19 protein-coding genes and 2 riboswitches are annotated in these 20,038 nt (G+C 74.2%); of the genes, 8 read left to right on the forward strand and 11 right to left on the reverse strand.

Features of this window, described 5'->3' with window-relative positions; all coding sequences use genetic code 11:
* Position 1: 1 nt before the first annotated feature.
* Genes JKP75_RS11925 through JKP75_RS11950 form a run of 6 tightly spaced genes read right to left on the reverse strand, consistent with a single transcriptional unit; the run spans position 2 to position 6,365 of the window.
* Positions 2-1,252, reverse strand: a complete 1,251-nt coding sequence (locus JKP75_RS11925) for a cation:proton antiporter (RefSeq protein WP_309229782.1) — start codon at positions 1,250-1,252, stop codon at positions 2-4.
* 25 nt (positions 1,253-1,277) lie between these two features.
* Positions 1,278-1,937: a GPR1/FUN34/YaaH family transporter gene (locus JKP75_RS11930; RefSeq protein WP_200491014.1), complete on the reverse strand. Its 660-nt coding sequence runs from the start codon at positions 1,935-1,937 to the stop codon at positions 1,278-1,280.
* Positions 1,937-2,419, reverse strand: coding sequence for a hypothetical protein (locus tag JKP75_RS11935; protein ID WP_200491013.1), 483 nt, complete (start codon positions 2,417-2,419; stop codon positions 1,937-1,939). The genes JKP75_RS11930 and JKP75_RS11935 overlap by 1 nt, the downstream gene beginning before the upstream one ends.
* Positions 2,416-4,485, reverse strand: coding sequence for a molybdopterin oxidoreductase family protein (locus JKP75_RS11940; protein WP_200493109.1), 2,070 nt, complete (start codon positions 4,483-4,485; stop codon positions 2,416-2,418). Before JKP75_RS11940 ends, JKP75_RS11935 begins: the two co-directional genes overlap by 4 nt.
* Positions 4,486-4,522: 37 nt before the next feature.
* On the reverse strand, positions 4,523-5,890 hold the full coding sequence (locus JKP75_RS11945) for an IS256 family transposase (RefSeq protein WP_375335624.1): 1,368 nt from the start codon (positions 5,888-5,890) through the stop codon (positions 4,523-4,525).
* 34 nt (positions 5,891-5,924) lie between these two features.
* Complete coding sequence (locus JKP75_RS11950) at positions 5,925-6,365, reverse strand: molybdopterin-dependent oxidoreductase (RefSeq protein ID WP_200493110.1); 441 nt, start codon at positions 6,363-6,365, stop codon at positions 5,925-5,927.
* Positions 6,366-6,562: 197 nt separating this feature from the next.
* Here JKP75_RS11950 and JKP75_RS11955 point away from each other — a divergent pair, with 197 nt between their 5' ends.
* Both JKP75_RS11955 and JKP75_RS11960 read left to right on the forward strand, forming a co-directional pair.
* Positions 6,563-6,970 (forward strand): four-helix bundle copper-binding protein, encoded by a 408-nt coding sequence (locus tag JKP75_RS11955; RefSeq protein WP_200491010.1) that lies wholly within the window; start codon positions 6,563-6,565, stop codon positions 6,968-6,970.
* Positions 6,971-7,073: 103 nt separating this feature from the next.
* Positions 7,074-7,679 (forward strand): DUF305 domain-containing protein, encoded by a 606-nt coding sequence (locus tag JKP75_RS11960; protein WP_242471278.1) that lies wholly within the window; start codon positions 7,074-7,076, stop codon positions 7,677-7,679.
* A 100-nt stretch (positions 7,680-7,779) separates the two neighbouring features.
* Here the strand turns inward: JKP75_RS11960 and JKP75_RS11965 are convergent, their stop codons facing one another.
* The 3 genes from JKP75_RS11965 to cobF all read right to left on the reverse strand — a co-directional run bounded on the left by JKP75_RS11965 (position 7,780) and on the right by cobF (position 12,999).
* A complete protein-coding gene (locus tag JKP75_RS11965; protein WP_200493111.1) occupies positions 7,780-8,367 on the reverse strand; it encodes an HhH-GPD-type base excision DNA repair protein in 588 nt (195 codons plus the stop codon).
* A gap of 24 nt (positions 8,368-8,391) precedes the next feature.
* Positions 8,392-12,042 (reverse strand): cobaltochelatase subunit CobN, encoded by a 3,651-nt coding sequence (cobN, locus tag JKP75_RS11970; RefSeq protein WP_200493112.1) that lies wholly within the window; start codon positions 12,040-12,042, stop codon positions 8,392-8,394.
* A 52-nt stretch (positions 12,043-12,094) separates the two neighbouring features.
* A riboswitch (cobalamin riboswitch) is annotated at positions 12,095-12,164 on the reverse strand.
* A 70-nt stretch (positions 12,165-12,234) separates the two neighbouring features.
* Positions 12,235-12,999 (reverse strand): precorrin-6A synthase (deacetylating), encoded by a 765-nt coding sequence (gene cobF / locus JKP75_RS11975; protein ID WP_200491009.1) that lies wholly within the window; start codon positions 12,997-12,999, stop codon positions 12,235-12,237.
* A 146-nt stretch (positions 13,000-13,145) separates the two neighbouring features.
* Between cobF and JKP75_RS11980 the strand changes: the two genes are divergently transcribed.
* From JKP75_RS11980 to JKP75_RS12005, 6 genes are all read left to right on the forward strand, one after another.
* Complete coding sequence (locus tag JKP75_RS11980) at positions 13,146-13,889, forward strand: (2Fe-2S)-binding protein (protein ID WP_200491008.1); 744 nt, start codon at positions 13,146-13,148, stop codon at positions 13,887-13,889.
* A riboswitch (cobalamin riboswitch) is annotated at positions 13,886-14,058 on the forward strand. (Overlaps the previous gene by 4 nt.)
* A gap of 33 nt (positions 14,059-14,091) precedes the next feature.
* On the forward strand, positions 14,092-14,295 hold the full coding sequence (locus tag JKP75_RS11985) for a CbtB-domain containing protein (protein WP_200491007.1): 204 nt from the start codon (positions 14,092-14,094) through the stop codon (positions 14,293-14,295).
* 13 nt (positions 14,296-14,308) lie between these two features.
* Positions 14,309-15,076, forward strand: coding sequence for a CbtA family protein (locus JKP75_RS11990; protein WP_200491006.1), 768 nt, complete (start codon positions 14,309-14,311; stop codon positions 15,074-15,076).
* Between the two features lie 108 nt (positions 15,077-15,184).
* Positions 15,185-16,342, forward strand: coding sequence for a nitrite/sulfite reductase (locus tag JKP75_RS23975; protein ID WP_200491005.1), 1,158 nt, complete (start codon positions 15,185-15,187; stop codon positions 16,340-16,342).
* 20 nt (positions 16,343-16,362) lie between these two features.
* The gene (locus JKP75_RS12000; RefSeq protein WP_200491405.1) at positions 16,363-16,983 is read left to right on the forward strand and encodes a precorrin-8X methylmutase; all 621 of its coding nucleotides are present in this window, start codon (positions 16,363-16,365) and stop codon (positions 16,981-16,983) included.
* 74 nt (positions 16,984-17,057) lie between these two features.
* Entirely contained in the window at positions 17,058-18,560 is a 1,503-nt protein-coding gene (locus tag JKP75_RS12005; protein WP_200493113.1) for a precorrin-2 C(20)-methyltransferase, read from the forward strand.
* Here the strand turns inward: JKP75_RS12005 and JKP75_RS12010 are convergent.
* Both JKP75_RS12010 and cobM read right to left on the reverse strand, forming a co-directional pair.
* Positions 18,548-19,297 (reverse strand): cobalt-precorrin-6A reductase, encoded by a 750-nt coding sequence (locus tag JKP75_RS12010; protein WP_200491004.1) that lies wholly within the window; start codon positions 19,295-19,297, stop codon positions 18,548-18,550. The genes JKP75_RS12005 and JKP75_RS12010 overlap by 13 nt on opposite strands.
* Positions 19,294-20,034 carry a precorrin-4 C(11)-methyltransferase gene (cobM, locus tag JKP75_RS12015; RefSeq protein WP_200491003.1) on the reverse strand — a complete coding sequence of 247 codons (741 nt, stop codon included), beginning with the start codon at positions 20,032-20,034 and terminating at the stop codon, positions 19,294-19,296. The genes JKP75_RS12010 and cobM overlap by 4 nt, the downstream gene beginning before the upstream one ends.
* Positions 20,035-20,038 lie beyond the last annotated feature (4 nt).

Consider the following 20,038-nt stretch of genomic DNA (forward strand, 5'->3'; position numbering starts at 1 on the left):
GTCACTCCTCCCTCTCGCTCACGCGTTTCCTGTGCCCGCTGCCGGCCCCGGCCTGGGCGGCCCGCCGGTAGAACACCCGGCTAGGCGCCGACGTCGTCCCGTGGACGACCGTGCTGGCGGCGACGACGAGGCTGCCGGCCGCGAGCACGACCGGATCCACGGCCAGCCGCTCGGCCTCCATCGCCAGGTAGAACACCGCCGACACCCCGATCGGGCCGAACCACCCGAGGAAGGCCGCGTCCGGCCCACCCAGGCCGAGGGGCCGGCGCAGCAACCACACCACCGGTAGCCGACGGAGAAGCAGGACACCGACGACGAGGGCGAGCCCACGCCAGCCCAGGTCTGCCCACGCCGACCACGGCAGGACGGCTCCGAGGCCCACGAAGAGCGGCAGCACCAGGAAGCGGTTGACCGCCTCGTCGATCGGCACGTCGTCGGTGCGGTCCGGGCCGGTGGCCGCGTAGTTGAAGGCGAGCCCCGCCACGAACACCGCGAGGATGCCGTCCACGTGCAGCAGCCCGGCTGCCCCCAGGACGGCGAAGGCCAGCACCGCGGTGAAGAGCAGCCGGGGGCCGGTGTCGACGGACCCGTGGTTCTTCCCCGCCTGCAGCGCGCGGGCGCCGAGCCAGCCGGCCGGGACGCCCAGCAGGACCGCCCCGGCCACCTGCCACACCGACTCGGCCAGCGCGGCACCGATGCTGTCGGCGCCGGCCACGGCGAGGGCCAGCAGGACCAGGGGCAACGCCAGGCCGTCGTTGGCCCCGGACTCCAGCGACAGGATCTGCCGGTCCGGGGCCGGGAGGTCCTCCTCGGCCGGCCCGCCGGTCACGACGCTGGAGGCCAGCACGGGGTCTGTGGGGCACAGCGCGGCACCGATCAGCACCGCCGTGCCGAGCCCGACACCCAGCACCCACGCGGCGAGCCCCGCGGTGACCCCGGCCATGACCGGCATCGCGACCGCCAGCAGGAGGAGCACCGGGCGCAGCCGCCTGCGGGCGCCGCCGAACGGGTACCGCAGGGCCACCGCCATCACCGAGATCGCCAGCAGCAGGCGGGTGGTCGTGTGCAGCCAGGTGCTGTCCTCGGTCAGGGGCGGCACGTCGAGCAGGCCCAGCAGCTCCGGCCCCAGGAGCACGCCCGCGGCGAGCGCGAGAACCGGCTCGGAGACGGGGAGACGACGCAACCGATCCGACAGCGCAGCCACCGCCAGGCCCAGCACGCCCGCGGCGACGAGCACGACGTCGATCAGCACCGGCCTCGCCCTTCGCGACCAGTACTCACAGCTGGGGCCGGACGCCGGCCTCGTCCCGGAGGTCGGCGGGCTGCAGCGGTCCACGTCCGTCGACTGCGGCCTGCCCCGGGCCGCGCCGCCCCAGCGGAAGCACCGTCCGCCGCCGGGCGCCCTCGAGCTCCAGCGCCAGAGCCGCGTAGAAGGCGACGACCGCCAGCGCCAGACCGACCCAGCCGGCCGCGGTCTTCCACCCGGTCGAGCCGGTGAGCTCGTAGGCCCCCGTGACGAGGAAGCGGGTGCCGGCCAGCGCCATGACCGCGGCAGGCACGGCCTTGCTGCCCGCGGCGGCGGCCGCCGGGACGACCATGGCGAGGCCGGCGGTCAGCAGGAAGACGCCGAGGCCGTCGCTGACCGCGCCCGGGGGCGAGGTCAGCGTCGTGTAGCCGATGACCGCCCAGGTGCCAGACAGGATGCCCATGCCGGTGGCGGCCACCGGATCGCGGCTGAGGAAGCCGATGACCGCGGCCAGGAACTGCAGCGGCAGCGTGGCGAGCAGCGCCGTCAGCGCCGCGATCCGGCCCTCGGCGAGAGCGATCCAGCCGAGCTGGACCGCGCTGAACATCACGGTCGACAGGGCCAGCGCGAGAAACCCCGGGGGCAGCGGGGTGGCGATGGGCCGGAGGACGACGCGGGTCTGCGGCTCCATCAGCTGACCAGCGCCTGCGTCGCGGACTCCTTGAGCTTGGCGTTGGCCCAGCGCATCTGCCGCAGCGTGTCGGGGTGGCAGCGCTCGGCCAGTTCCAGCAGTTCCCGCTTGCGAGCGCCCTGCGCGGCCTGGGCCAGCAGCTCCCAGTCCAGGGACACCCCGGCGGCCTCGCGGTGCACGTGCCGCAGATCGGCGAGCAGCAGCAGCCCGGGCTCGGGCCGGCGGCCGAGCAGGTCCGACGTGGCCTGCTGGATCTTCTCCAGGATCCCCGGCTCGCCCTCCGGTTCGGGGTCGAGGTCGACGCCGAAGTCTGCCCCGATGCGGGCCAGCTCCTGCACGTGCCGCTGCGACCAGCCGGCGATGTCGCGGGCGACGTAGAACACCTCGTGGTCGGCCTTGTGCCGGTCGGACACGGCCAGCAGCACCCGGGCGAGGTGGTTCTCCGAGCGGTGCAGTTCCTCGATGGCCAGGCCCAGCTTCATCGCGCACCTCCCGTGGCGAGCTCCTCCACGGCCTCGGCCGCAGGCCCGCCCCGCGTCGGCGGTACGTCGCCGGTGACCGGCCGCGAGCTCGTGGTGGTGGGCGCCGCCGACGGGCCGTCCCCGGAGCCGAGCCGGTCGGCCGCGGCGGCGGCGGTCTTGAAGATCGGCTGCTTGGAGCAGGGGTCCCAGTCGGTGAGGGTGAGTTCGTTGGCCGCCCGGCCGAAGCCGTCCGGCTCGTGCCCGCCGGGCTCGTCCCAGTAGCCGTAGTGGAACGGCAGGAACAGCACCCCCGGCCTGATGCCGCTGATCCGCAGCTTCGCCTCCACGCGCCCGCGTGGCGTCCGCAGCTCCAGCAGGTCGCCCTCGGCCCAGCCTCGGTCGGCGACGTCCGAGGCCGACATCTCGACCCAGACCTCGGGCGCAGCGGCCTGCAGCTGCGGCGCTCGGCCGGTCTTCGTGCGGGTGTGGAAGTGGTAGAGCGTGCGGCCGGTGATCAGTTGGAACGGGTACTCCTCGCTGACCAGCTCGTGCGGCGGCAGGTACTCGGCAGCCTTGAGCACCGCCCGGCCCGTCGGGTTGAGCGCGCGGTACTCGGTCTCGTCCAGCGCGGCGCCGGTGACCAGGTCGCGGCCGTAGCTCTCGCAGTACTCCGGCTGCGCCCAGAACTGCCCGTCGACGTAGATGTGCTGGGTGCCGTCGGGCGCGTCCTCGGTGACCGGCCACTGGATCCCGCTACCGCCGCGCAGCTTGTCGTAGGACAGACCGCTGTAGTCGCACGGCCGTCCCTTCGAGCACTCCTTCCAGCCCTCGAAGGCGCCCTCGGGGTCCGACCACTTCACCAGCGGGGCGCCGTCCTTGTCCCGCAGGTCCAGCCGCCGGGCGAAGTCGATGAGGATGTCCAGGTCGGCACGCGCCTCCCCCGGCGGCTCGACCGCCTTCTCCGACAGGTGCACCGTGCGGTCGACGTTGGTGAAGGTGCCCGTCTTCTCACCCCACGTCGCCGCGGGCAGGACGACGTCAGCCAGCTGCGCGGTCTCGGACAGGAAGATGTCCTGCACGACCAGGAACAGCCGCTCCTGCGCCAGGATCTCCCGGATCCGGGCCAGCTCGGGCAGCGAGACCGCCGGGTTGGTCGCAGTGACGTAGAGGAAGCGGATCGACCCCTCCTCCGCGTAGCGGAACATCTGCATGGCGTGCGTGGGCGGCGAGTAGTGCGGGATGTCCATCGGGTCGACGTTCCAGATGCGGGCGAGGTCCTTGATGTGGCTGTCGTTGGACCAGTTGCGGAACGCCGGCAGGTCACCGTCGGCGCCCGCCTCGCGGGTGTTCTGCGCCGTCGGCTGGCCGTTCATCTGCAGGATCCCGCAGCCGGGCCGGCCGAGCATGCCTCGCACGACGTTGATGTTGTTGACCTGGACGGCGGCCGCCGTGGCCTGGTGGGACTGGTAGAAGCCCTGCAGCACCGTCGACAGCAGCCGCTGCGCGTGCCCGATGATGCGGGCCGCCGCGCGGATGTCCTCGGCCGGGACGTCGCACACCTCGGCAGCGACCTCCGGCGGGTAGTCGCGGACGCGCTTCTCCAGCTCGTCGAAGCCGACGGTGTGGGCCTCGATGTACTCGCGGTCGATCCAGCCGTTGCCGACGATCTCGTGCAGCAGAGCGTTCATCAGCATCACGTTGGTGCCCGGCCGTGGGGCCAGGTGCACGGTGGCCGCTCGGGCCACGGGCGTCTCACGCGGGTCGACGCAGATGATCTGCGGCGGGTTCGGCCCGGCGAGCCGGTCGAGGATGCGGGTCCAGAGGACGGTCTGGGTCTCGGCCATGTTGTGCCCGTAGAGGGCTATCACGTCGGCGGAGTCGATGTCCGTGTAGCTGCCCGGCTGGCCGTCGGAGGCGAAGGTCTCCTTGAGCGCGGCGGCCGCCGTGGCCGTGCACAGCCGGGTGTTGCCGTCGACGTGATTGGTGCCGATCCCGCCGTGCGCGATCAGCCCGAGGGTGTAGTACTCCTCGAGGAACAGCTGCCCGGTCGTGTAGAAGGCGACTGCGCTCGGGAAGGAGCTTGTCAACTTCTCTGTGTAAGACCTGCAGTCGATCTTGATGTTGTCAGCTGAGGTAAGGCTCGATGCGGTCGCCGAAGGCGATCATCATCTCGGCCATGGCCGGCTTCCAGCCCTGGGTGACCGCGCCCTCGACGAGCTTGCCGGGTGCGGTGCGCTGGTTGGCCGGCTTGCCGCGGTCCTTGAGCCGCTCCCGGGCCCGCTTGTCCTCGATGTCGCGGATCGCCAGCCAGAGCAGCTTGATCACCGCGGCGTCGTTGGGGAAGTGCCCCCGGTTCTTGATGATCTTCCGGAGCTGGTAGTTCAGCGACTCGATCATGTTCGTCGTGTAGATGATCTTGCGGAGCGCGGGTCCGAAGGCGAGGAACGGGATGAACCGCTCCCAGGCGTTCTGCCAGGTCGCCACCGCCGCCGGGTATTTGCGTCCCAGGTCGGAGTCGGCGAACTCCAGCAGCGTGGTCTCGGCGGCATCGGCGGTCGGGGCGGTGTAGACGCCCTTGAGCGCGGCGGCCACCTTCTTGCGGTCGCCGTAGGACACGAACCGCATCGAGGCGCGGATCAGGTGCACCACGCAGGTCTGCACGGTCGTGTGCGGAAAGGTCGCCTCGATCGCCTCGGGCAGGCCGGTCAGCCCGTCACAGCAGGCGATGAGGATGTCCCGCACGCCGCGGTTGGCCAGTTCGGCCACCACGCCGGCCCAGAACTTCGCGCCCTCGGTGGCCTGCACCCAGATCCCCAGCACGTGCTTGATGCCGTCGAGGTCCACTCCGACCACGATGTGCGCGGCCCGGTTGCGCACCTGATGGCCGTCGCGGATCTTCACCACCAGCGCGTCGACGTAGACGATCGGGTAGATCGGCTCCAGCGGCCGAGCCTGCCATGCGCCGACCTCGTCGAGCACCGCGTCGGTGATCTTGCTGATCGTGTCGTGGGACAGCTCGGTGCCGATCGTGCGGGCCAGATGGTGCTGGATGTCGCGCACCGTCATCCCACCCGCGTAGAGCGAGATGATCATGTCGTCCAGGCCGCCGAGGCGGCGTTCGCCCTTGGGCACCAGCTGCGGGGTGAAACTGCCCGCCCGGTCCCGGGGCACGGCCAGCGGCAGCGGGCCGACCTCGGACTGCACCGTCTTGGGCGTGCTGCCGTTGCGGCTGTTCGGCGAGCCCCGGCCGACCGGATCGCCCCGCTCGTAGCCGACGTGCTCGGTCAGCTCAGCGGCCAGTCCCCGCTCGAGGACGGCCTTGACCAGCTCCGGAAGGAACCCGCCCTCCCCGGTCAGCGCCACTCCGCCGGTCTCGGCCCGGTCGATCAACGCATCCAGCCACGTGTCATCGGCCAACAGCTGCCGCAGCTGCGCCCCGCTCACCCGGCCCGGGCCACCCGGGTCGCCGGCCTGCTCATCGGTCACGGTCATCAGGGTGCTCCCTCCCGAGGCCACAGCCCCAGGCTCACGCAGCTCCTACACAGACCATCTGACACGCCCTCGGGCCCTGCTCGTCCAGCAACTCGCGGCACCGGCCGGCGACGGCGTCCATCGCGGTGTCCCAGTCGGTCTCCACCAGCTCGCCGTTCCGGCGGATCAGCGGCCTGGTCAGCCGGTCGGGCGAGTTGTTCGCCTGCCACCCGTACAGGTCCTTGGGGCCCAGCCGGCCGTGGTTGACCCGGTCCACCGCCCGGCCCCGGACGCCGACGATCCGGGCGTCCTTGACCGCGATGTCGAGCCCGTCGCCGTTGGAGTGCATGATCGTCGCCGACTGCACCCACCGTTCGACGTCGTCCTCGGTCAGCCCCTCGGCCAGGTAGGAGTCCACCCGGGTCGGCCACGTCTCCCCCGGCCCGTACGGCGTGCGGGTCCCCCACGGTTCGGCGATCCGGTCGATGCGCCCCATCACGTCCTCCTCCGCTCCACGAACGGCCCGGTAGAGCCGCCCGACCCCTACCCGTGCCTGCACGTCTGCCGCTGGCACCACATGACAGATCTGTGACATCGGAGCGGTGCGTGCGACGCCCGGGGTAGGTGGCGAGTGGTCGGTGGAAGCCGCATGCGTCGAAAGAACGCCTCCCACCGGCGCCCGGAGGAGGAGACATGACGGTTGCCAGCCAGATGCTCGAGACCTACCCCAAGGACCTCGGCGGCGTTGACCGCGACAAGCTGAGGGAGTGCATCGAGGCGTGCGTCGAGTGCGCCCAGGCCTGCACCGCCTGCGCCGACGCCTGCCTGTCCGAGGACATGGTCGCCGAGCTCACGAAGTGCATCCGCACCAACCTCGACTGCGCCGACGTCTGCGACGCCACCGGCCGGGTGCTCTCCCGTCACACCGGCTACGACGCGAACCTGACCCGCGCGGTGCTCGAGGCCTGCGCGGCGGCCTGCAAGGCCTGCGGGGACGAGTGCGGGGGGCACGCCTCCATGCACGAGCACTGCCGGGTGTGTGCGGAGTCCTGCCGTCGTTGCGAACAAGCCTGCCTGGAGCTCATCTCCGCACTGGGCTGACCCACCTCCCCATCGCCGCTCCTGCTCCCCGTGTCAGGAACGAAGGCACCAGTTCCTGCGCGCGTGGCCGAGCAGGGGCCCCAACTCGAGAACGGAGTCCTCCATGGCCTCGCCAGCCGAGCATGACCCCCCGCAGACGCATGACGGGAACCACGGCGGCAGCGACCCGATGAGCAGGACCATGTACCTGCGCTTCGGGGCGATGATCCTCACCGCCATGGTGGTGATGTACGCGGCCATGTTCGCCGGCACGTACGAGTGGGGTCACGTGCGGTTCAGCGAGAGCCGCGTGTTCATGGCGCTCACCATGGGCGGGACGATGGGCCTGGTGATGCTCGGCTGGATGCTGAACATGTACCGCAACACCAAGGCCAACATCGCGATCGTGGTAGCGAGCCTCGTTCTGCTCGGCGTCGGGGTGTTCCTCGACCGCAGTCAGACGACCGTCCAGGACGAGGACTGGATGAGCTCGATGATCCCGCACCACTCGCTGGCCATCACCAGGTCAGAGCGTGCCGGGATCTCCGACGTCCGCGTCTGCGAGCTCGCCGTCTCCATCAGCGAGGCCCAGCGCCGGGAGATCATGGAGATGGATTGGCTCCTCGACGACATCGAACGCAACGGGAAAGCCTCGACCGCGCAAGAGGCAGCGGCGCGTCCCATCCCGGAGTTCGACGTGTCGGCCCTGCGCGACTGCCCCACCGGCTGACCGGCGGAGGCGGCGGCGGCGCGTCCGTTCGCCTAGCGACGGGCCGGTTGCTCCGCCTGCAGCGGGCTCTGCGCGCAGGACGTCCGGCATCCCTCTGCCATCACCCGGCGCCTGCCGCCTTCTTGACGGCCGCCTTCTGCTCCTGCTTGAACCGGCGCACCTCGGCCAGCGACTCCGGCCCGGTGATGTCGGCGACCGAGCGGTGCGAGCCCTCCTCGCCGTAGGCGCCGGCGGCCTCCCGCCAGCCGTCCGGGGCGACGCCGTACTGCTTGCCGAGCAGCGCCAGGAAGATCGACGCCTTCTGCGCGCCGAAACCCGGGAGCTCCTTCAACCGGCGGAGCAGCGCCTTGCCGTCGGTGGCGCCGGCCCACAGGTTCTCCGCGCGCCCGTCGTAGCGCTCGACGAGCAGCCGGCACAGCTCCTGGGCGCGGCCGGCCATCGATCCCGGGTAGCGGTGCAGCGCCGGCGGCCCCTGGAACACCGCGGTCAGGGCCTCGGGGTCCATGCCGGCCAGCTGCGCGGCGTCGAGGGTGTCGACGCCGAGCCGGTCGGCGAGCAGCCGGGGCGCGGAGAAGGCCCGCTCCATGGGGAACTGCTGGTCCAGCAGCATCCCGATCAGCAGCGCGAGCGGGTCGCGGCCCAGCAGCTCGTCGGCGGCGTCGTCCTGGGCGATGCGGAGGTTCGGCACCCCGGCAGTGTGCCGCTCCGCCGGTCAGCGACGGGCCGTCGCCGGGGACTCCCCGCCCTCCAGGTCGCCCTCGGTGTCGAGGTAGGCCTGCTGCAGCTCCGCCAGCAGAGCGGGGTCCGGCTCGGCCCACATCTTCCGGTCGACCGCCTCCAGCAGCCGCTCGGCGATGCCGTGCAGCGCCCACGGGTTCGACTGCTCCATGAAGGCACGGTTCTCCGGGTCGAGCACGTAGGTCTGGGCGAGCTTCTCGTACATCCAGTCCGCGACCACGCCGGTGGTGGCGTCGTAGCCGAACAGGTAGTCGACCGTGGCGGCCAGCTCGAACGCGCCCTTGTAGCCGTGCCGGCGCATGGCGGCCAGCCACTTGGGGTTGACGACGCGCGCGCGGAACACCCGGGCGGTCTCCTCGGTCAGCGACCGGGTGCGCACCTGCTCGGGCCGGGTGGAGTCGCCGATGTAGGCCGCCGGCGCGGTGCCGGTCAGCGCGCGCACCGTGGCGACCATCCCGCCGTGGTACTGGAAGTAGTCGTCGGAGTCGGCGATGTCGTGCTCCCGGGTGTCCACGTTCTTCGCCGCCACCGCGATCCGCCGGTACGCGGCCTCCATGTCCGGCCGGGCCTGCACGCCGTCCAGGTCGCGGCCGTAGGCGTAGCCCCCCCACACCGCGTACACCTCGGCGAGGTCGGCGTCGCCCCGCCAGTTGCGGCTGTCGATCAGCGACAGCAGGCCGGCGCCGTAGGCGCCCGGCTTGGAGCCGAAGACCCGGGTGGTCGCGCGGCGCCGGTCGCCGTGGGTAGCCACGTCGGCGTCCACGTGCGCCTTGACGTAGTTCTGCTCCGCGGGCTCGTCCAGCCCCGCGGCCAGGGTCACCGCGTCGTCCAGCATGGTCACGACGTGCGGGAAGGCGTCGCGGAAGAAGCCGCTGATCCGCACCGTGACGTCGATGCGCGGCCGGCCGAGTTCGTCGAGCGGAACGACCTCCAGGCCGGTGATCCGGCGGGACGCCTCGTCCCAGACCGGCTGCACGCCCAGCAGTGCGAGCACCTCGGCGATGTCGTCGCCCGACGTGCGCATCGCCGAGGTGCCCCACACCGACAGCCCGACCGAACGCGGGTACTCCCCCGTGTCGGCGCGGTACCGGTCGACGAGCGACTCGGCCATCGCCTGCCCGGTCTCCCAGGCCAGCCGCGACGGCACCGCGCGCGGGTCGACGGAGTAGAAGTTCCGGCCCGTCGGCAGCACGTTGATCAGCCCACGCAGCGGCGAGCCCGAGGGGCCGGCCGGCACGTAGCCGCCCTCCAGGGCGTGCAGGGTCGCGTCGAGCTCGTCGGTCGTCCGGTCCAGCCGGGGCACGACCTCCTCGGCGGCGAACCGGAGGACGGCGGCGACCCCGGCGTCGTCGCGGTCGAGGACCTCGCGGACGACGTCCCCGACCGCCGCCACCGTCCAGCCGCGGCTCTCCATCCCCTGGACGAGCGCCTCGGCCAGCGCCTCGACGCGGTCGGTCTCCTGCAGGCCCGCGGTGCCGTCCTCCACCAGGCCCAGCGCCTGGCGCAGCCCGGGCAGCGCGACCGAACCGCCCCAGATCTGGCGGGCGCGCAGCATGGCCAGCACGAGGTCGACGCGGTTCTGCCCGGTGGGCGGCGCCCCGAGCACGTGCAGGCCGTCGCGGATCTGGGAGTCCTTGATCTCGCAGAGCCACCCGTCGACGTGCAGGATCATCTCGTCGAAGTGGTCGTCCTCGGGGCGCTCGTGCAGGCCCAGGTCGGCGTCGAGCTTCGCGGCCTGCAGCAGCGTCCAGATCTGCGCGCGGACGGCGGGCAGCTTCGCCGGGTCCATCGCCGCGACGTTCGCGTGCTCGTCGAGCAGCTGCTCCAGCCGGGCGATGTCGCCGTAGCTGTCCGCCCGCGCCATCGGCGGGACCATGTGGTCGACCAGGGTGGCGTGCGCGCGGCGCTTGGCCTGCGACCCCTCGCCCGGGTCGTTCACGAGGAACGGGTAGATCAGCGGCAGGTCGCCCAGCGCGGCGTCCGGACCGCAGGAGGCGGACAGGCCGACGTTCTTGCCCGGCAGCCACTCGAGGTTGCCGTGCTTGCCCACGTGCACGAGTGCGTGCGCGCCGAACTCCGAGCGCAGCCACCAGTAGGCCGCGAGGTAGTGGTGCGAGGGCGGCAGGTCGGGGTCGTGGTAGATCGCGATCGGGTTCTCGCCGAAGCCGCGGGGCGGCTGGACCATCACCACGACGTTGCCGGCCCGCAGGGCGGCGAACACGATGTCGTCCCCGTCCACGAACAGCGAGCCGGGCGCGGGGCCCCAGTGCTCCTCCACCGTCTCGCGCAGGTCGGCGGGCAGGGAGTCGAAGTGCGCGCGGTAGGCGGCCGCCGGGATGCGCACCGGGTTGCCGGAGACCTGCTCCTCGGTGAGCCAGTCGGCGTCCTGCCCACCGGCGGCGATGAGCGCGTGGAACAGGGCGTCGCCGTCGAGCTCGGCCACGCCGGGCAGCGCGTCCGGCCCGTCGAACGGCCCGATGTCGTAGCCCTGGCCGGCCATCGCGGCGAGCAGCCGGACGACGGACGCCGGGGTGTCCAGACCGACGGCGTTGCCGATGCGGGCGTGCTTGGTCGGATAGGCCGACAGCATCACGACGATCCGCCGCTCCCCGGGCGGGGTGTGCCGCAGCCGCGCGTGCGCGACCGCGGTCCCGGCGACGCGGGCGGCCCGCTCGGGGTCGGCGACGTAGGAGGTGAGCCCGTCCTCGTCGGTCTCCTTGAAGGAGAACGGCACGCTGATCAGCCGGCCGTCGAACTCGGGGATGGCGACCTGGTTGCCGACGTCGAGCGGGGAGAGCCCGTCGTCGTCCGCGGCCCACTCGGCGCGCGACCGGGTGAGGCACAGGCCCTGGATGACCGGGACGTCGAGAGCGGCGAGCTCGCCGACGTCCCACGCGCCGTCGTCCCCGCCGGCCTGGGCCGTGGCCGGCCGGGCCCCGCCGGCCGCGAGCACCGTGACGACCATGGCGTCCGCACCCCGCAGCGTCTCGAGCAGCCCGGGGTCGACCGACCGCAACGAGGAGGTGAACACCGGGAGCGCCCGCCCGCCGGCGTCCTCGACCGCGCGGCACAGCGACTCCACGAAGCCGGTGTTCCCGGAGAGGTGGTGCGCCCGGTAGTAGAGGACGGCGACGACCGGGCCGTCGGTGCGGCGCGGGGTGCGGTCCAGGACACCCCAGTCGGGCGCGACCGACGGCGGCTCGAAACCCTCGCCGGTGAGCAGCACGGTGTCGGACAGGAAGCGGCGCAGCTGCACGAGGTTGTCCGGGCCGCCCTGCGCGAGGTAGCCGTGCGCCTCGGTGGCCACCCCCATCGGGACGGTGGACAGCTCCATGAGCTCGGCGTCGGGCACCTGCTCGCCGCCGAGGACGACGACCGGCGCCGGGCCGGCCAGCAGCGGGGCCAGCATCTCCTCGTACTGCCGCCGCACCCCCAGGATGCGGACGACGACCAGCGCGCTGCCCTCGACCATCGCGGCGAGCGCGGCGCCGTCGAGCCGGGCGGGGTTGCCCAGCCGCCAGCCGGCGCCCGAGGCGCGGGCGGAGAGCAGGTCGGTGTCGCTGGTGGACAGCAACGCGAAGGCAGGGGTGCTGGAGGCAGGGGTGCTGGAGGCAGGGTCGCTCACGGCGCGTTCCTCACTCGGGGTCCGCGCCCCGGGTCGTCGGGCACGGCAGCCGGAGTGTCTGGCTCACCCCGTTCTCGGGGCTGACAGTGGCGGGACCGCACCGGAATCGCACCGGTTTCCTCGCTGACTGCCGCGATGGGCGCACGCTACCGCGAGCGCCGCGCCGGCCCGGCGACGGGCCGGCCGGGCCCGTCAGGCCCGCTCGGGACGGCGGAGCAGGTAGGTGTCCATCACCCAGCCCTTGCGCTCGCGGGCCGCGGCCCGCTCGTCGGCGATGTCGTCGATGACGTCGGCGAGCTTGCCGCTGACGAGGATCTCGTCCTCGGTGCCCAGGTAGGCCCCCCAGTAGATGTCGAGGTCCTGGTCGGCGTACTTCCGGCAGACGAGGTGCGAGTCGAGCATGACCACGACGTCGTCGGCGTTGTCCGGGAACGCCTCGGCCAGCCGCCGGCCCGTCGTCAGGTGCACCGCGCCCGCCACCCGGTTGAGCAGGATCCGGTGCCGGGCGGTGAGCGCCTGCACGCTGGTGATCCCCGGGACCACCTCCCACTCCAGGTCCATCGAGCCGTGCGCCGCGATGCTCTCGATGACCCGGATCGTGCCGTCGTAGAGCGACGGGTCACCCCACACGAGGAAGCCCGCGGTCCCGCCGTCGGGCACCTCGTCCGCGAGGGCCTGCTCGAGGAGCGCCGCGCGGTCGTCGCGCCAGTCGTCGACGGCCCGCTCGTAGGCGGGCGTGCGGCGGTCCCGCTCCGGGTCGGCCAGCTCCACCAGCCGCCAGCGGTCGTGGGTGATGAAGCGCTCGCACACGTCGCGGCGGGCGCGCGTGAGGTCCGCCGTCGCCGGCCCCTTGTCGAGCACGAGGAAGACGTCGACCCGGTTGAGCGCCTCCACGGCACCCACGGTGACGAAGGCGGGATCCCCGGCGCCGATGCCGATGACGAGCAGGCGACGCACGCGCGCCCCTTCCGTACGGGTGGGTCCGGGACGGGAGCCACCGGTGGGTGTCCGAACCGGGACAGTGTCACCGAGACCACCCGGCCCGCCGCCACCGACCGGGCGCGCGCTCCGGGCACGCCCGCGGCGCACGGCATGCTGTGCGCATGCCCGGGGACCCCGCCGCGCGCGCCGCGCTGGCCGCCGCGGCCGACCTCGGGCCGTTCTTCGCGACCTCCCCGGACGCGGGCCCGGACTGGGTCACCTGGGACCGGCTGACCGCCGACCCCGCCGTCCTGGGCGGCCGGCTGGCCGAGGTCCGCACGGTCCTCGCGGGCGGCCCCGGCTCCCCGGCGGTGGACCCGGTCGTGGGGGCGTCGATCGCCCACCTCGGCCTGGTCGCCCGGCTGGTCGCACCCGTGCTCGGCGCGGCGCTGCTGACCGGCACGCTGCCGGTGTCCGCCACGTCGTCGGTGCACCTGCGGCTGTCGGGCACCAACCCCCACCCGCTGGCCGTCACGCTGCCGCGAGCGGTGCCGGCCGGCGGATCCGAGCAGCTGGCCGGCGCGTTCGACGAGCACTGGCTGGCGCCGGCGATCGCACCCCTCGGCGACGCGGTCCGGACGGCGACCGGCGTCCCGCCGCAGGTGCTCGCCGGCAACGTGGTCTCCGCGACGGCCGGCGCGTTGCGGATGGCCGCGCAGGCCCGCCCAGGGCTGGCCGCGGCGGCGGACGAGGTGCTGAGGGCGCTGCTGCGCAGCGGCCCGCTGGCCGGCACCGGCTCGCACCGGAGCGACGGCTCCTTCGTCCGCCGGTCGTGCTGCCTCTTCTACCGGATCCCCGGCGCGGGGACCTGCGGTGACTGCGTCCTCCGGCAGGCGCCCGGGGGCACGCCCGACGACCCGGCGTAGGGTCCCACCGCCGCAGTGTCAGGGAAGCCGGTTCAAATCCGGCACGGTCCTCGCCACTGTGACCGAGGAGCAGACCCCGCATGGCACCACTGGTCAGAACATGACCGGGAAGGTCGGGGCGAGCGACGATCCGGGAGTCAGGAAACCTGCTGCGGCGCGCACCATCCCACTCCACGAGGCATGGAAGAAAGGTTTCCCAGTCATGACCTCCGTTCCGCACGCGCACCCGGCGACCGCCGCATCCCGCATCGCCGTCCCCGCCTGGGCCTGGGCACTCGCCCTGCTGGGCCTGTTCGGGCTCTACCTCATCGCCCAGGACAACGGGGCGGTGCTCGCCTCGATGGGCGGGACCGCGCACGAGTTCTTCCACGACGCCCGGCACTCGCTGGGCATGCCCTGTCACTGACGGGGCACGGGAGATGACCGAGGTCCTCGACCGACCGTCCACCACCCAGCCGCCCGGCTTCGGCACGCTGTTCTCCCGCCTCGTGGCGGGAGGCCTCGTCGCCGGGGCGCTGGCGGGCGTCTTCTCGCTCCTGGTCACCGAGCGGGCCATCGCGCCCGCGCTCGACCTCGAGGAGGCGCGCACCGCCGGCGAGGCCGGCCACGACCACGGCGAGGAGCTGTTCAGCCGCGGCGAGCAGCTCGTCGGCGGTTTCCTGGGCACGGTGCTGGCCGGTGTCGTCCTGGCGGTGGTCTTCGCCGCCGTCTACGGCGCCGTCCGCCACCGGCTCCCCGGGCGCACCGACTTCGCCCGGGTGACCGTCCTCGCCGCCGTCGGGTTCGCGGTGCTGGCGCTGCTGCCGGCGCTGAAGCTGCCCGCCAGCCCGCCGGCCGTGGGCGACCCGGACACGGTGGGCACCCGGACCGCCATCTACGGCGCGACCCTGCTGTGCGGGGTCGTCGCCGCCGTGCTGGTCGGCGTGCTGGTCCAGGCGCTGCGGGCCCGCGGCGTCGGCGTGCCCGGGACGACGGTGGCCGCGGTGGTGGCCTCCGCCGTCGCGCTCGCCCTGGTCCTGGTGCTCGTGCCGGACAACCCCGACGTGATCGCCGCCGACGTCCCGGCGGCCGTGGTCTGGGACTTCCGGCTCGCGTCGCTGGGGCAGCTGGCCGTCCTGTGGGCGGGCATCGGGCTGGCCGGCGGGTGGTTCGCCGATCGCGCCACCCGCGGTCCCCGGGTGCGCTGACCGGCGCGTCCCGCCCCGTGCGACCGCACGGGGTGGCCGTCCCGCCGTGGACGGCCACCCCGTGCGCGTCGACGTCTCCGACCGACGACCCGACCCCCAGGTATCGCCGTGACCCCCACCCCTGCCCGCAACCGGGCCGACGCCTGCCCCGGCGCGCTCCGGACCCATGCCGCCGCGGACGGCCGGCTCGCGCGGGTGCGCGTACCGGGAGGGCTGCTCACCGCCGACCAGTGCCGGGTGCTGGCGGCGGCCGCCCGTGACCTCGGCGACGCCGCGCTCGAGCTGACCAGCCGGGGGAACCTGCAGCTGCGCGGGCTCCTCGACGGCGCCGAGGGAGAGCTGGGCGCGCGGCTGGCCGACACCGGGCTCCTCCCGAGCGAGACCCACGAGACGGCCCGCAACGTGCTGGCCAGCGCCCTCACCGGGCGGTCCGGAGGGCTGGTCGACGTCCGCCCCTGGGTCCGGGCCTTCGACACCGGCCTGTGCGGGGACCCGTCGCTCGCCGCACTCCCCGGCCGGTTCCTGGTCGCGTTCGACGACGGCCGCGGCGACGTCGCCGGCCAGGGCGCGGACGTCGCGCTCCGGGCGCTCGGGCCGGGCAGCGCGGCGCTGCTGCTGGCCGGCCACGACAGCGGGCTGCGCGCCGATCACGCGGGCGCGGTCGATCTGGCCCTGGCCGCGTCCCGCGCCTTCGTCGCCGAGCGCGCGGCGCAGGGCGGCACCGCGTGGCGGCTCGGCGAGCTGGCCGACGGGCCGGCGCGCGTCGCCGCGACCCTCGGCGACCCGGTGCCCGTGCGGATCGCGCCCGCCCCTCCCCTCCCGGCCGGACCGGCCGGCGCCGTGCACCAGGACGACGGGCGGACGGCGCTGACCGCCGTCGTCCCGCTGGGCCGGCTCACCACCGACCAGGCGCTGCTGCTGGCCGACCTGTCCAGGGGCGAGCTGCAGCTCACCCCCTGGCGGAGCGTCGTGGTCCCCGACCTGCCGGACGCGTCGGCCACGGCCACCCTCACCGCTGCCGGCCTGGTCCTGGACCCGGGCAGCGCCTGGCTGCAGGTCACCTCCTGCGCCGGACGCCCGGGATGCGCGAACTCCCTCGCGGACGTCCGGGCCGACGTCGTCCGCGCGGTGACGGCCGGCGCCCTCCCGGCGGGCGGCACCCGCCAGCACTGGGTGGGCTGCGCCCGCCGCTGCGGCCGCCCCGCAGGCCCTGTCCTCGACGTCGTCGCCACCGGCGACGGCTACCTGATCACGAACGGAACGTAGCGACGCCGATGCCCGAGCACCTGCACGAGTACGAGAGGGACGGCGCCGAGATCTACCGGCAGTCGTTCGCGACCATCCGCGCCGAGGCGGACCTGCGCGGCATGCCCGCGGACGTCGCCCGCGTGGCCGTGCGGATGATCCACGCCTGCGGGCAGGTCGACCTGGTCGAGGACGTGGCCTGGTCCCCCGCCGTCGTCCAGCGCGCCCGGGCAGCTCTGGACGCCGGGGCGCCGGTGCTCTGCGACGTCCGGATGGTCGCGTCCGGCGTCACCCGGCGCCGGCTGCCCCGGGACAACGACGTGGTCTGCACCCTGGACGACCCGCGCACGCCCGCCCTCGCCGCCGACCTCGGCACCACGCGCACCGCCGCCGCGACCGAGCTGTGGCGCGACCGCCTGGAGGGCGCCGTCGTCGCGATCGGCAACGCCCCCACCGCGCTGTTCCACCTGCTGGAGATGGTCGCCGCGGGCGGGCCCCGGCCGGCCGCCGTCCTCGGAATCCCGGTCGGCTTCATCGGCGCCGCGGAGTCGAAGGAGGCGCTGGCCGCCTCCGACCTCGACTTCCTGGTCGTCCGCGGCCGCCGCGGCGGCAGCGCGATCACCGCGGCTGCGGTGAACGCGATCGCGAGCGACGTCGAATGAGCGGACAGGGGCGTGAGCATCGCAGCGAGGAACGAGCGAGGAGCGGAGGGCCCCGCGGGAGCGAAGCAGGAGCGATGAGCGGACAGGGACGGCTGTACGGGGTCGGGCTGGGCCCGGGCGACCCGGAGCTGGTCAGCGTCAAGGCCGCCCGGCTCATCGGCGCGGCCGACGTCGTGGCCTTCCACGCGGCCCGCCACGGCCGGTCGGTGGCGCGCGGCATCGCCGAGCCCTACCTGCGCGCGGGCCAGATCGAGGAGCTGCTGGTCTACCCCGTCACCACCGAGGCCACCGACCACCCCGGCGGCTACCAGGGCGCCATCGACGAGTTCTACGAGGCCGCGGCCGCCCGGCTGGCCGCGCACCTCGAGGCCGGCCGCGACGTCGTCGTCCTGGCCGAGGGCGACCCGTTCTTCTACGGCTCGTACATGCACATGCACAAGCGGCTGGCGCACCGCTACCCGACCGAGGTCGTCCCGGGCGTGACCAGCGTGAGCGGCGCCGCCGCGGCCGTCGGCCGGCCGCTGGTAGAGCGGGACGAGGTGCTCACCGTGCTCCCCGGCACGCTGCCCGCCGACGAGCTGACCGAGTGGCTGTCCACGACGGACTCGGCCGCGGTCATGAAGCTCGGCCGCACGTTCCCGCACGTCCGCGAGGCGTTCGAGCGGGCGGGCGTCCTCGACCGCGCCCTGTACGTCGAGCGCGCCACCACCGTCGGGCAGCGCACGGCGCCGCTGGCCGACGTCGACCCGGAGACGGTTCCCTACTTCTCCCTCGCGCTGCTGCCCAGCCCGCTGACCGGCGAGCTGCCCGGAGCCGAGCCGGACCCGGGTGGCGGCACGGCCACCGGCCAGGTGGTCGTCGTCGGCCTGGGGCCGGGGGCGCGGTACTGGACCACCCCCGAGGCCGCGGACGCGCTGGCCTGCGCCGAGGTGCTGATCGGCTACGGGCCCTATCTGGACCGGGTGCCGGCCAACCCCCGCCAGGAGCGCTTCCCGACCGACAACCGGGTGGAGGCCGAGCGCGCCGCGCACGCCCTCGGGCTGGCCCGCTCCGGCCGGCGGGTGGCCGTGGTCTCCAGCGGCGACCCGGGGGTCTTCGCGATGGCGGCCGCGGTGCTGGAGGTGGCCGAGCGGCCGGAGTTCGCGGGGGTGCCGGTGCGGGTGGTGCCCGGCCTCACCGCGGCCCAGGCGGTGGCCTCGAAGGTGGGGGCCCCGCTCGGGCACGACTTCTGCGTGCTGTCGCTGTCCGACGTCCGCAAGCCGTGGGACGTCGTCCTCGACCGGCTGCGCCACGCGGCCGCGGCCGACCTGGTCATCGCCCTCTACAACCCGCGCTCGAAGCACCGCCCGCACCAGCTCGGCGAGGCACAGCAGGCGCTGCTGGAGGTCCGAGCGCCGGAGACGGTGGTCGTCGTCGGCCGGGACGTCGGCGGGGCCGAGGAACGCCTCACCGTGACCACGCTGGGCGACCTGGACCCGGAGACCGTCGACATGCGGTGCCTGCTCATCATCGGCTCGTCGCAGACCCGGGTGGGGCCCTCCGGCCTGGTCTGGACGTCGCGGACCTACCCGGGCTGACCCCGCAGCCAGGAGAGCGCCTCGTCGACCGTCCCCACCACCGGCACCCCCGGAGGCAGGGGCGGCCGGCGCACGACCACCACGGGCAGCCCGAGCTCGCGGGCGGCGGTCAGCTTGGCCGCGGTCATGGCGCCGCCGCTGTCCTTGGTGACGAGGACCTCCACCGCGTGCTCGCGGAGGAGCGCGAGCTCGTCGGCGAGGCTGAACGGGCCGCGTTCGAGGACGACGGTGGTCCGCGCCGGCAACGGCGGGTCCGGGGGGTCGACCGAGCGGACGACGCAGTGCGCCGTGAGCGTCGCGAAGGCGGCCAGCCCCTGGCGCCCGGTGGTGAGGAAGACGCACCCGAAGCCGCGCACCGCCTCGGCCGCCCCGGTCAGCGAGTCGACCCAGCGCCAGTCGTCGGCGGGTTCCGCCGTCCAGCCCGGGCGCTGGAGGCGCAGCAGCGGGACGCCGGTGGCCGCGGCGGCGGTCGCGGCCGAGGCGGTCATCGCGACGGCGAACGGGTGCGTCGCGTCCACGATCACCTGGACGGGGTGCGCCGAGAGCCAGGCGGCCAGCCCATCGCTGCCCCCGAAGCCGCCGACGCGCACGTCACCGGGCGGCAGCACCGGATCGGCGACCCGCCCGGCCAGGGAGCTGAGCACCGGGACGCCCTCGTCCACCAGGGCCGTGGCCAGCCGGCGCGCCTCGCCGGTGCCGCCGAGCACCAGCACCCGCCCCGGCGGCGTCCCGCTCACCGCGGTCGCGTCGTCGAGTACAGGTGGCTGTCGGGGAACTGCCCCGCGGTCAGCACGGGCCCGACGACGACGACCGCCGTCCGGCGCACCCCCGCCGCCTCGACCTGCGCGGCGATGTCGGCCAGCGTGCCGCGGAGCACCAGCTCGTCGTCCCGGCTGGCACGGGCCACCACGGCGACCGGCCCCTCGGGCCCGTAGTGCTCGGCCAGCTGCGGCGCGAGCTCGCCGAGCCGCTGCACCGCCAGGTGCAGCACGAGCGTGGCCCCGGTCGCGGCGTAGGCGGCGAGCTGCTCCCCCGCGGGCATCGGCGTGGAGCGGGCCGAGGTCCGGGTGAGCACGACGGTCTGCCCGACGCCGGGCACGGTGAGCTCCCGCTTCAGCGACGCGGCGGCCGCGGCGAACGCCGGCACCCCCGGCACGACGTCGTAGGGCACGCCGTGCGCGTCCAGCCGGCGCATCTGCTCGGCCATGGCGCTGTAGACCGACGGGTCGCCGGAGTGCAGCCGGGCGACGTCGAGCCCGGCCTCGTGGGCGGCCAGCAGCTCCGCGGTGATCTGGTCCAGGTCCAGGTCGGCGGTGTCGACGAGGCGGGCGCCCTCGGGCGCGGTGTCCAGCAGCTCGCGCGGCACCAGCGCGCCCGCGTAGAGGCACACCGGAGCGCTCGCGATGAGCCGGGCGGCGCGGACGGTGACGAGGTCGGCCGCACCCGGTCCGGCGCCGATGAAGTGCACGGTCATGGCC

Origin of the sequence: Blastococcus sp. TML/M2B (genome assembly GCF_016612865.1) — a bacterium.
Taxonomy (GTDB): Bacteria; Actinomycetota; Actinomycetes; order Mycobacteriales; family Geodermatophilaceae; genus Blastococcus.

Excerpts from the sequence above, each read along its gene's own strand:
- JKP75_RS11955 (WP_200491010.1), top strand. The coding sequence starts at position 6,563 with ATGACGGTTGCCAGCCAGATGCTCGAGACCTACCCCAAGGACCTCGGC.
- JKP75_RS12005 (WP_200493113.1), top strand. The coding sequence starts at position 17,058 with ATGAGCGGACAGGGACGGCTGTACGGGGTCGGGCTGGGCCCGGGCGAC.
- cobM (WP_200491003.1), bottom strand. The coding sequence starts at position 20,034 with ATGACCGTGCACTTCATCGGCGCCGGACCGGGTGCGGCCGACCTCGTC.
- JKP75_RS11985 (WP_200491007.1), top strand. The coding sequence starts at position 14,092 with ATGACCTCCGTTCCGCACGCGCACCCGGCGACCGCCGCATCCCGCATC.
- JKP75_RS11950 (WP_200493110.1), bottom strand. The coding sequence starts at position 6,365 with ATGGGGCGCATCGACCGGATCGCCGAACCGTGGGGGACCCGCACGCCG.
- JKP75_RS11945 (WP_375335624.1), bottom strand. The coding sequence starts at position 5,890 with ATGACCGTGACCGATGAGCAGGCCGGCGACCCGGGTGGCCCGGGCCGG.
- JKP75_RS11990 (WP_200491006.1), top strand. The coding sequence starts at position 14,309 with ATGACCGAGGTCCTCGACCGACCGTCCACCACCCAGCCGCCCGGCTTC.
- JKP75_RS11930 (WP_200491014.1), bottom strand. The coding sequence starts at position 1,937 with ATGGAGCCGCAGACCCGCGTCGTCCTCCGGCCCATCGCCACCCCGCTG.
- JKP75_RS11980 (WP_200491008.1), top strand. The coding sequence starts at position 13,146 with ATGCCCGGGGACCCCGCCGCGCGCGCCGCGCTGGCCGCCGCGGCCGAC.
- JKP75_RS11935 (WP_200491013.1), bottom strand. The coding sequence starts at position 2,419 with ATGAAGCTGGGCCTGGCCATCGAGGAACTGCACCGCTCGGAGAACCAC.
- JKP75_RS11960 (WP_242471278.1), top strand. The coding sequence starts at position 7,074 with ATGGCCTCGCCAGCCGAGCATGACCCCCCGCAGACGCATGACGGGAAC.